Source organism: Thalassotalea ganghwensis, assembly GCF_053485795.1.
On record NZ_JBQRUM010000062.1, the window covers coordinates 1 to 543 of the forward strand.

Here is a 543-nt window from a genome sequence, read left to right on the forward strand (position 1 = left end):
CAAACGGTTTATAATTGGCAATACTGGTTTCACCAGCATCTTCGTTAACCGGTCTAACGCCCGTGCCTTCTTTCGCCACCAACTTACCGCCTAAAAAGACATAGTTAATACCGCCTTGGTCGGTTTCACGATACAGCAGTTGCCCTGATTGGCTGTACATGCTGTAGCTTGTACCTTTGCTGTCTTTAGTTTTTACGCGGCGGTTATAACCGTCATAAGTGTAATGATTTGAGCCCGAGGCAATCATTTGGTTGGCTAGGTTATAGATAAACTCGCGCTCACCGTTTTTCATAACATTACCACGGCTGTCGTAACTATTAGGTTGGCTAAAATCTCTGACGTTAGCATTACCCGCGTTGGTGACACGGGTCAGGAGATGGTTGCTCTCATTATAGTGATAAGTTAAATCGTGAGGGTTTATTGCACTGGTGTTGCTGTACGCGGTGATATTACCCAAACCATCGTAACGCAGTGATGAGCTACCGATATGTGACCCTTGCTCCCCTGTCGTTGACGTTAAGCGATTTAAACCATCATAGGTTA

General features: G+C 45.3%; 1 protein-coding gene. It reads right to left on the reverse strand.

Annotated elements, in window-relative coordinates; translation table 11 throughout:
* The coding region (locus ACSLUH_RS19475; protein WP_448570077.1) for a hypothetical protein at positions 1-543 on the reverse strand (543 nt) is incomplete at both ends.